Annotated in this window: 6 protein-coding genes; 2 read left to right on the top strand and 4 right to left on the bottom strand. The window is 71.5% G+C overall.

The window, feature by feature from the left end; translation table 11 throughout:
- Nucleotides 1-54: 54 nt before the first annotated feature.
- From ACFU7Y_RS31415 to metH, 3 genes are all read right to left on the bottom strand, one after another.
- On the bottom strand, nucleotides 55-1,659 hold the full coding sequence (locus ACFU7Y_RS31415; RefSeq protein WP_224282025.1) for an ABC transporter substrate-binding protein: 1,605 nt from the start codon (nucleotides 1,657-1,659) through the stop codon (nucleotides 55-57).
- A gap of 222 nt (nucleotides 1,660-1,881) precedes the next feature.
- Entirely contained in the window at nucleotides 1,882-2,586 is a 705-nt protein-coding gene (locus tag ACFU7Y_RS31410) for an HAD family phosphatase (RefSeq protein WP_224282023.1), read from the bottom strand.
- A 139-nt stretch (nucleotides 2,587-2,725) separates the two neighbouring features.
- A complete protein-coding gene (gene metH, locus ACFU7Y_RS31405; RefSeq protein WP_224282022.1) occupies nucleotides 2,726-6,238 on the bottom strand; it encodes a methionine synthase in 3,513 nt (1,170 codons plus the stop codon).
- A 143-nt stretch (nucleotides 6,239-6,381) separates the two neighbouring features.
- On the opposite strand from metH, the gene ACFU7Y_RS31400 reads away from it, so the two are divergent.
- A complete protein-coding gene (locus tag ACFU7Y_RS31400; protein WP_224282021.1) occupies nucleotides 6,382-7,476 on the top strand; it encodes a glycoside hydrolase family 18 protein in 1,095 nt (364 codons plus the stop codon).
- A gap of 397 nt (nucleotides 7,477-7,873) precedes the next feature.
- Entirely contained in the window at nucleotides 7,874-8,827 is a 954-nt protein-coding gene (locus ACFU7Y_RS31395) for a PAC2 family protein (RefSeq protein WP_224282336.1), read from the top strand.
- 66 nt (nucleotides 8,828-8,893) lie between these two features.
- Here ACFU7Y_RS31395 and mshC read toward each other — a convergent pair whose 3' ends face one another.
- A complete protein-coding gene (gene mshC, locus ACFU7Y_RS31390) occupies nucleotides 8,894-10,123 on the bottom strand; it encodes a cysteine--1-D-myo-inosityl 2-amino-2-deoxy-alpha-D-glucopyranoside ligase (RefSeq protein ID WP_224282335.1) in 1,230 nt (409 codons plus the stop codon).
- Nucleotides 10,124-10,279: the final 156 nt, after the last annotated feature.

Below are 10,279 nucleotides of genomic sequence, written 5' to 3'. Positions count from 1 at the left end.
GTCCGCTTCCCCCGTACCGACGGGGGAAGCGGACGGGCCGCCGTCCTGCGGGCGCTACTTGTTGGTCCGGCCGATCTCCCAGAAGCGGAAGTAGCCGGTGGTGTCGACGGTGGCCTCGACGCCGGTGACGTACGAGCGCGACGCGTAGAAGGACTTGTTCTGGTACAGCGGGATCATCGGCACGTTCTCGGCCTCGATCTGCTGGATCTGCGCGTAGGTGGCGGCCGCGGCGCTGCGGTCGGTCTGCTTGAGTCCCTCCGGCACCAGTCGCTGGCTGATCCGCGGGTCGTCCCAACCGTGGTGGTAGGCACCGCCGTTGACCAGCAGCGGGGCGAGGTAGTTGTCCGGGTCCGGGTAGTCGGCGAACCAGCCGATGACGTACGCCTGGTACTTGCCCTCGGTCCAGCCCTTGCGGTACGAGTCCCAGTCCGACTCCTGGGCGAGCGTCACCTGGAAGAGGCCGCCGGTCTCCAGCTGCTTCTTCAGCGTCTCGGCCTCGTTGCTGCCGGCCCGCGAACGGGACCAGGTGAGGGTGAACTTGACCGGGGTCTGGATCTTGGCGTCGGTCAGGATCTTCTTCGCCTTGGCCACGTCCTGGTCGCCGTAGCGGTCGAAGAAGGCCGTGGTGTGGCCGGGCAGGCCGGCCGGGACCAGGGAGTAGAGCGCCTGGACGGTACGGGCGAAGACGTCGCGGGCCAGCGCCTTGCGGTCCATCATCTGGGCGGCGGCCTGGCGGACGGCGACGTTGCTCATCAGCGCGTCCTTGGTGTTGAACACCAGCGTGCGGGTGTCGTTGCTGTCGCCCTCGGCCACCTGGAGGTCGGTCTTGCCGCCCTGCTGGTCGGAGCGGACCTGGGCGGCGGTGTTCGGCTCCAGGCTGTTGTCGGTGAGGTCGACCTCGCTCTTGTCCAGCGCGGCCTTCAGGTCCTCGGCCTTGTCGAAGTACCGCACGGTGAACTTGTTGTTCCGCAGCTTGGCCTCGCCGCTGTACTTGTCGTTGGCCGACATCACGACCTTGCCCAGCTGCTTGCCACCGCTCGGGGTCTCGACCGAGTCGAAGCGGTACGGGCCGGAGCCGACCAGCTTGTCGTTGGGGAGCGCCTTGTCGGCGGGGTAGACCTGGTGGTCCACGATGGCGCCGGCCGGGCTCGCCAGCTTGGCCGGCAGGGTGGCGTCGGGCGCGGAGAGGTGGAAGAGCACCTCGTTGTCGCCCTTGGCCTCGACGGACTTGATCGAGTCGAGCAGTTCGACCGGGCCGTTCGGGTCGTTGATCTTCTTGGTGCGCTCGATCGAGTAGACGACGTCCTGGGCGGTCAGCGGGTGGCCGTTGGAGAACTTCAGCCCGGACTTCAGGGTGCAGTGGTACTCGGTGGCCTCGCTGCCGGTGAACTCGCACGACTGCGCGGCGTCCGGGGACGGCGCGCTGGCGGCGGCCTGGAAGGTGAGCAGCGACTGGTAGGTGTTGCGCAGCACCAGCCAGGACCCGGAGTCGTAGGCGACCGCCGGGTCCAGAGCACTGGTCAGCTGACTGGTGCCCATGGTGATCGACTTGCCGCCGTCTCCCTTGACCACGTCGGTCACCGATCCGCAGCCCGCCGCCGACACGGCGACCAGGCCGGCGCAACCGAGTACTGCCAGGCGTTCAGCTGAAGTCTTCACGAGGCGCGTCCTTCTGGGTGGCACGAACTCGGAGTAGCGTGCCATATCGAACACGCACGACCGGTACCCACGCAGATGACGTTTGGGACACGGTAGTTCAGGGCACCACGGCACGCCCGACGAGTTGTCAGTCAATGCCCGTTTTCTCCCCCGGCGACTCCGGCTCGGAGCCCCTCCAGGCCGATTACCGGCGAGTAGGGCCGGGTCGCAATGAGATGACAATCACACTCGCGAAGCGACCAGGGAGCGCAACAGGTCGAGGTCGACCTGTTCCAGCGAGGGCAGCACCAGCCGTCCCGGAGCCGGCTCGATCGCCGCCACCGAAGGCACCGCGACCACCGGGCAGCCGGCCGCCTCGCCCGCCCGCACCCCGGTCGGGGTGTCCTCGATCACCACGCAGCGGGCCGGCTCCGCACCCAGCCGCCGGGCCGCCTCCAGGTACGGGTCCGGGAACGGCTTGGTACGCGGCACCTCGTCCCCGCCGATGGTGAAGGCGAAGTGGTGGGCCCCCAGCGAGCGCAGCACGATGTCGATCACGTGCCGGTGCGAGGCGGACACCATGGCCGCCGGGATGCCGTGCGCGGCAAGGGTGTTGAGCAGCCGCTCGGCGCCCGGCATGAGCGGCACGCCACCGGCCAGCAGGTCGACGAAGCGCTGGTTGACCAGCACGCCGAGGTCGGCCGGCGCGATGTCCGCCCCGGTCCGGGCGACCAGGTAGTCCATCACCCTGCTCATCGGGCCGCCGACCACGTGGGCGCGGTCCGCCTCGTCCAGCTCGTGGCCCAGCTCGGCGAAGAGCGAGGCCTCGGCCTGCCACCAGAAGTCCTCGGTGTCCACCAGCGTCCCGTCCATGTCGAGCAGCACCGCCTGGAGCCCGCGGTCGTCCCCGTGGTCGAGGATGCGCGTGGCGGTGGAGCTGGTCGTCATGGCAGGGGTCCTTCCGGCAGGCCCCGGGCGACCCGGGGAAGGCGCGGGCCGACCCGCTGGTGAGCGGACCGGCCCGTTCAGGATCATCCAGGATACGCCCGCTTCGTCCGAAAAGAGCGAACGGAGGGCGAACCACGCGTTACCGCGCGTTGAAGTACTTCGCCTCCGGGTGGTGGATCACGATCGCGTCCGTCGACTGCTCCGGGTGGAGCTGGAACTCCTCGGAGAGCACCACGCCGATCCGCTCCGGCTTCAGCAGCTCGGCGATCTTGGCCCGGTCCTCCAGCTCGGGGCAGGCCCCGTAGCCGAGCGAGAAGCGGGCGCCGCGGTACTTGAGCGCGAACATGTCCTTGACGTCCTGCGGGTCCTCGCCGGAGAAGCCCAGCTCGTAGCGGACCCGCGCGTGCCAGAACTCGGCCAGCGCCTCGGCCAGCTGCACCGAGAGGCCGTGCAGCTCCAGGTAGTCCCGGTAGGAGTTGCCGGCGAACAGCTCGTTGGCCGCCTCCGAGATCCGGTTGCCCATGGTCACCACCTGGAGGCCCACGACGTCCCGCACCCCGGACTCCTCCGGGCGGAAGAAGTCGGCCAGGCAGAGCCGGCGCCCGCGCCGCTGGCGCGGGAAGGTGAAGCGGGTGCGCTCGGTGCCGTCCTCGTGGAAGACGACCAGGTCGTCGCCCTTGGAGTTGGCCGGGTAGTAGCCGTAGACGACGGCCGCCTCCAGCCAGCCCTCGGTCTGCAGGCGGTCCAGCCAGGCCCGCAGCCGCGGCCGGCCCTCGGTCTCCACCAGCTCCTCGTACGACGGGCCCTCGCCGGTGCGGGCGGCCTTCAGGCCCCACTGCCCCTTGAACAGCGCGTCCTCGTCCAGCCAGGAGGCGTAGTCCGCGAACGGGATGCCCTTGACGATCCGGTCACCCCAGAACGGCGGGGTGGGCACGGTGTTGTCGACGGCGACGTCGGAGCGGATCTGGCCGAGGTTGACCTCGGGCTCCGGCTCCTCCACCTCGACCCGAGCGTGCCGGCGCTGCTTGAGCTCCGGCAGGGTCGCGCCGGGCACGCCGCGCTTGACCGCGATCAGCGTGTCCATCAGCCGCAGGCCCTCGAAGGCGTCCCGGGCGTAACGGACCTCGCCCTCGTAGATCTCGTGCAGGTCCTGCTCGACGTAGGCCCGGGTGAGCGCGGCGCCGCCGAGGATCACCGGGTAGCTGGAGGCCAGCTTGCGCTGGTTCAGCTCCTCCAGGTTCTCCTTCATGATCACGGTGGACTTCACCAGCAGGCCGGACATCCCGATCACGTCCGCGTTGTACTCCTGCGCGGCGTCCAGGATCGCCGAGACCGGCTGCTTGATGCCCAGGTTGACCACGTTGTAGCCGTTGTTGGACAGGATGATGTCGACCAGGTTCTTGCCGATGTCGTGGACGTCGCCCTTGACGGTGGCCAGCACGATGGTGCCCTTGCCCTCGCTGTCGGACTTCTCCATGTGCGGCTCCAGGTGGGCCACCGCGGTCTTCATCACCTCGGCGGACTGGAGCACGAACGGCAGCTGCATCTGACCGGAGCCGAAGAGCTCGCCGACCACCTTCATGCCGGCCAGCAGGGTGTCGTTGATGATCTCCAGCGCCGGGCGCCCGGTCATCGCCTCGTCCAGGTCGGCCTCCAGGCCGTTCCGCTCGCCGTCGATGATCCGGCGCTGCAGCCGCTCCTCCAGCGGGAGCGCGGCCAGCTCCTCGGCCTTGGAGGCCTTGGCCGACGCGACGGAGACGTTGGCGAACAGCTCCAGCAGGCGCTGCAGCGGGTCGTAGCCGTCCCGGCGGCGGTCGTGGACCAGGTCGAGGGCGGCCTCGCGCTGCTCCTCGGGGATGCGGGAGATCGGCAGGATCTTGGAGGCGTGCACGATCGCCGAGTCCAGGCCGGCCTCCACGCACTCGTGCAGGAAGACCGAGTTGAGCACCACCCGGGCGGCCGGGTTGAGGCCGAAGGAGATGTTGGACAGGCCGAGGGTGGTCTGCACCTTGGGGTGGCGCCGCTTGAGCTCGCGGATCGCCTCGATGGTCTCGATGCCGTCCCGGCGGGACTCCTCCTGGCCGGTGGCCAGGGTGAAGGTGAGGCAGTCGACCAGGATCGAGCCCTCGTCGATGCCGTAGTCGGCGGTGAGTTCGGCGATCAGCCGCTCGGCGATCTCGACCTTCTTGTCGGCGGTGCGGGCCTGGCCCTGCTCGTCGATGGTCAGCGCGATCAGGCCGGCGCCGTGCTCGCGGGCCAGCGAGGCGATCCTGCCGAAGCGCGAGTCGGGGGCGTTGCCGTCCTCGTAGTTGACCGAGTTGAGCACCGCGCGGCCGCCGAGCGCCTCCAGGCCGGCCTGCAGCACCGGCGGCTCGGTGGAGTCCAGCACGATCGGCAGGGTGGAGGCGGTGGCCAGCCGGCCGGCGATCTCCTTCATGTCGGCGACGCCGTCGCGGCCGACGTAGTCCACGCAGAGGTCCAGCAGGTGGGAGCCGTCCCGGATCTGGTCGCGGGCGATCTCCACGCAGGCCTGCCAGTCGCCGGCCAGCATCGACTCACGGAACTTCTTCGAGCCGTTGGCGTTGGTGCGCTCGCCGATCGCCAGGTACGAGGTGTCCTGGCGGAACGGCACCGCCTGGTACAGCGAGGCCGCCGAGGGCTCGGGCCGCGGGTCGCGCGGGGCGATCGGGCGGCCCTGGACCCGCTCGACCACCTGGCGCAGGTGCTCGGGGGTGGTGCCGCAGCAGCCGCCGACCAGCGAGAGGCCGTACTCGCGGGTGAACACGTCGTGGGCGTCGGCCAGTTCGGCCGGGGAGAGCGGGTAGTGGGCGCCGTCCTTGCCGAGCACCGGCAGGCCCGCGTTCGGCATGCAGGACAGGCCGATCCGGGCGTTCTTGGCCAGGTAGCGCAGGTGCTCGCTCATCTCGGCCGGGCCGGTGGCGCAGTTGAGGCCGATGTAGTCCACGCCCAGCGGCTCCAGCGCGGCGAGCGCGGCGCCGATCTCCGAGCCGAGCAGCATGGTGCCGGTGGTCTCCACCGTCACCTGCACCAGCACCGGCAGGTCCAGCCCGGCCTCGGCCAGGGCCCGCTTGGAGCCCAGGATGGCGGCCTTGGTCTGCAGCAGGTCCTGGCTGGTCTCGACCAGCAGCGCGTCGGCGCCGCCGGCGATCAGGCCGGCCGCGTTCTGCTGGAAGCCGTCGCGCAGCGTCGCGTACGGGGCGTGGCCGAGGGTCGGCAGCTTGGTGCCGGGGCCGATCGAGCCGAGCACCCAGCGGGTGCGGCCGTCGGCGGCGGCGTGGGCGTCGGCCGCCTCGCGGGCGATCCGGGCGCCGGACTCGGACAGCTCGAAGATCCGGTCGGAGATCTCGTACTCGCCGAGCGCGCTGAAGTTGGCGCCGAAGGTGTTGGTCTCCACGCAGTCCACGCCCACCCCGAAGTAGGCCTCGTGGACGGACCGGACGATGTCCGGGCGGGTGATGTTGAGGACCTCGTTGCAGCCTTCGAGGTCCTGGAAGTCCTCCAGCGTCGGATCCTGCGCCTGGAGCATGGTGCCCATGGCACCGTCGGCGACCACCACCCGGGTGGCGAGCGCTTCACGCAGCGCGTTCGCGCGGCTCTGCTGAGTGATGGACGGGGTGGCTGCTGTGGCCATGGGGCTTCTCCCTGGTGCGACGGCTGTCGGCTTTGCGGACCCGCTTGCTCGGGCACGCACGCGGCCAGGGTATCCGGCCGACGGCTCGGCCCGCCGTTCCATTCCGTATCCTGGGCGCTCGACCGCAAGGGGGGAGCAAGCGCATGGCCCGGTTCCGGACCTCTGCGCAGTGGGCCGGTCGGGCCTTGACGGCCCCGTTCCGGGCGCTGCGCAACCGCTGGCGGGCCTGGTCCCGGTGGCGCCGGGCACTGCTCGTCCTGGCACTGGTGGTGGCCGTGCCGGCCACCGCGCTGGGCTCGGTGTTCGTGATGTTCCGGCTGCACTACACCGGCGAGCCCGCCGCCGAGGCGCGCACCCGGGGCCGGGACGCCCTGTGGCTCGGCCACGCCTGGGTGGACGGCCGCAAGACCGAGGCCGACGTGGCCGCACTGGTCCAGCAGCTGGCCGGCACCGGCATCCGGGACCTGTACGTGCACACCGGCCCGCTGGAGCACGACGGCTCGCTGCCGCCCGCCGTCCACCCCCGGGGGCGCTGGTTCACCGACACCGTGCACCGGGCGCTGCCGGGCGTGCGGCTGCAGAGCTGGCTGGGTGACGAGGTCAAGCCGGAGAAGGACGCCCTGGACCTGGAGGACGGCCCCACCCGGGACCGCGTCACCGCCTCCGCCCGGCAGGTGCTCGACCTCGGCTTCGACGGCGTGCACTTCGACATGGAGCCGATCCGCCCCGGTTCGGCGGGTTGGCTGGCCCTGCTCGACCAGGTTCGCCCGGTCACCGCGGCGCGCGGCGCCAAGCTCTCGGTGGCCGCCCCGCAGATCGACCCGGTCCCGGGCCTGCACACGGCCGGCATCCTGCTCACCGACCACGGCAAGTGGTGGGACCAGGCGTACTTCACCGAGACCGCCCGCCGGGTCGACCAGATCGCGGTGATGAGCTACGACACCTCGATGCCCACCGAGCCGCTGTACGGCGGCTACGTCGCCCGGCAGACCGAACTCGCCCTGCGGGCCACCCCGGCCGACGTGGACCTGCTGATGGGCCTGCCCTTCTACTGGGACGACAAGTGGGGCCACTGGGGCGACGCCGAGACCGTCCGGGCCGCCGTCCGCGGCGTCCGGCTGGGCCTGGGCCGGGAGGACCGGCAGCGGGCGAACTTCGGCGTCGCACTGTACGTGGACTTCGCCTCGCTGCCCGAGCACTGGGCGGCCTACCGGAGCGGCTGGGTGGCCGCACAGTAGGGACCAGCCGGCCGTCCGGCGGCCGGGGGCGCCGAGGCGGGGCACCCGGTCGCGCCCTCGCCGGCCCCGGCCGGTCCACCGCCCGCCCGCCGCACCGGGGGGAGCCGCCGTCGCGCTGCGCCACCACCCGGGCACGGTCCGCACCCGGACGAATGACTGACGGACCGTCAGCTCCGGGCCTGCGATATCCGGTGGATCGCGGCGCCCCGCTCCCCCAGACTGTCCCGGTGCCCGGCCGCGGTGCGCATCAAAGCCCGTAGGCTGGGCAGGTAGGGACCATGGGGCGAGGCGTTCCATGGGAGACGAGAGGTTCGACAGTCGGCAGCCGGCCCGTCGGCGCCCCGGCAGGCCAGCCGGGGCGGCGCAGGTCCGACCGCCGACCGGAGGGAGACGCTGGGTGATCGAGCTGGAAGATGTTCCCGAGTTGATCGACCCGGTGATGGTCTGCGCCTTCGAGGGCTGGAACGACGCGGGCGACGCCGCCTCCGCGGCTCTGGCGCATCTGGACGAGACCTGGGGCGGCAAGGTGTTCGCCGCCCTGGACGCGGAGGACTACTACGACTTCCAGGTCAACCGGCCCACGGTCTGGCTGGACGGCGGCATCCGCCGGATCACCTGGCCGACCACCCGGCTCTCGGTGATCCGGGTGACGGAACCGACGACCAGGGACGTCGTGCTGGTCCGCGGCATCGAGCCGAGCATGCGCTGGCGCTCGTTCTGCAACGAGCTGCTGGGCTTCGCGCACGAGCTGGGCGTCGAGCTGGTGGTGATCCTGGGCGCGCTGCTCGGCGACACCCCGCACAGCCGCCCGGTGCCGGTCAGCGGGGTCACCTCCGACCCGGAGCTGGCCCGCCGGCTGGACCTGGAGGAGAGCCGCTACGAGGGCCCCACCGGCATCGTCGGGGTGCTCCAGGAGGCCTGCACCCACGCCGGGGTGCCGGCCGTGACGCTCTGGGCCGCGGTGCCGCACTACGTCTCGCAGCCGCCGAACCCGAAGGCCACGCTGGCCCTGATCAACAAGCTGGAGGACCTGCTGGACCTGCGCATCCCGCCGGGCGAGCTCGCCGAGGATGCCCGGGCCTGGCAGCTCGGCGTGGACCAGCTGGCCGCCGAGGACAGCGAGGTGGCCGAGTACGTCCAGCAGCTGGAGGAGGCGCAGGACACCGCGGAGCTGCCGGAGGCCTCCGGCGACGCCATCGCCCGCGAGTTCGAGCGCTACCTGCGCCGCCGGGAGAACGTCGGGCCGACCGGCGAGAAGCCGGTGGCGGGGCACGCCACGGCGGAGCGGCCGGCCGATCCGGAGGCACCGGGCGGCGCCCGGGAGAGCCAGGACGGCGCCGAGGAGGAGTGACCACCGTACGGGCGAAGGGGCGTCAGGACACCTGGTCCTGACGCCCCTTCGGTGTGTGGTGCGGGGTTACAGCGCGACGCCGAGCAGGGCGTCCACGGTGCGGGTCACCAGGCCGGGCGCGCCGGTGTCGGTGCCGCCCTCGGCCTCCTGCCGGTCCGCCCAGCGGTCGACCGCGGCCAGCGCGGCGGGCGCGTCCAGGTCGTTCGCGAGCGCCTCGCGCACCTGGGCGAGCAGCTGCTCGGCCGCCGGACCGTCCGGGCGGGAGACCGCGGCACGCCAGCGGGCGAGGCGCTCGACGGCCTCGTCCAGGGTGCTCTTGGTCCACTCCCAGTCCGCGCGGTAGTGGTGCGAGAGCAGCGCCAGGCGGATCGCCGCCGGGTCGACGCCCTCGCGGCGCAGCGCCGAGACGAAGACCAGGTTGCCGCGGGACTTGGACATCTTGTGGCCGTCCAGGGCGACCATGCCGGCGTGCACGTACGCCTTGGCGTACGGGTGGGTGCCGGTGGCGACCTGGGCGTGCGCGGCGCCCATCTCGTGGTGCGGGAAAGAGAGGTCGCTGCCGCCGCCCTGGATGTCGAAGGACATGCCGAGGTACTGCAGCGCGATGGCGACGCACTCGATGTGCCAGCCGGGGCGACCGTGGCCGAGCTCGGTGTCCCAGGCGGGCTCGCCCGGGCGGGCGGCCAGCCAGAGCAGGGCGTCCAGCGGGTTGCGCTTGCCGGGGCGGTCCGGGTCGCCGCCGCGCTCGGCGAAGACCGGGCGCATGGCCTCGTGGGTGAGGCCGGAGACCTCGCCGAAGTGCGGGTCGGCGTCGACCGAGAAGTAGATGTCGCCGTCCACCTGGTAGGCGGCGCCGGAGGCCAGCAGCTTCTGGACGATCGGGACGATCCACGGGATCGACTCGACGGCGCCGATGTAGTGGGCCGGCGGGAGCATGCGCAGTGCGGTCATGTCCTCGCGGAACAGGGCCGTCTCGCGCTCGGCCAGGGCTGTCCAGTCCTGGCCGGTCTCGACCGCACGGGCGAGCAGCGGGTCGTCGACGTCGGTCACGTTCTGGATGTACAGGACGTCGTGGCCGGCGTCCTTCCAGACGCGCTGCACCAGGTCGAACGCGTTGTAGGTGGCGGCGTGGCCCATGTGGGTCGCGTCGTAGGGGGTGATGCCGCAGACGTAGATCCGGGCGGTGCCGTCCTGCGGCACGACCTCCCGGACTGTGCCCGCTGCGGTGTCGTGGATACGGAGGGGGAGCCCCTGACCAGGCAGGGCGGGAACCTCGGAGGCGGGCCAGGCATGCATGGAAACAACTTTAACCTTGCGAACATTTGAAAGCCTAACCAGTACGAAAGATCGACTGGATTCGCTTCCTGCCATTGCCCGACGGTTCCGCGACTGGTATCGCACGGAACCATGCCTGGATCCGGGCATGGTTGAGCGCCCGGTCGGCCCTGCCGC

Source organism: Kitasatospora sp. NPDC057542, from assembly GCF_042801945.1.
Taxonomy (GTDB): Bacteria; Actinomycetota; Actinomycetes; order Streptomycetales; family Streptomycetaceae; genus Kitasatospora.
Note: the sequence above shows the minus strand (reverse complement) of the source record. Positions and strands in the feature narration are given on the sequence as shown.

Bases quoted from the DNA above. Each gene is read 5' to 3' on its own strand.
- mshC (WP_224282335.1), bottom strand. From the start codon at position 10,123: ATGCATGCCTGGCCCGCCTCCGAGGTTCCCGCCCTGCCTGGTCAGGGG.
- ACFU7Y_RS31400 (WP_224282021.1), top strand. From the start codon at position 6,382: ATGGCCCGGTTCCGGACCTCTGCGCAGTGGGCCGGTCGGGCCTTGACG.
- metH (WP_224282022.1), bottom strand. From the start codon at position 6,238: ATGGCCACAGCAGCCACCCCGTCCATCACTCAGCAGAGCCGCGCGAAC.
- ACFU7Y_RS31410 (WP_224282023.1), bottom strand. From the start codon at position 2,586: ATGACGACCAGCTCCACCGCCACGCGCATCCTCGACCACGGGGACGAC.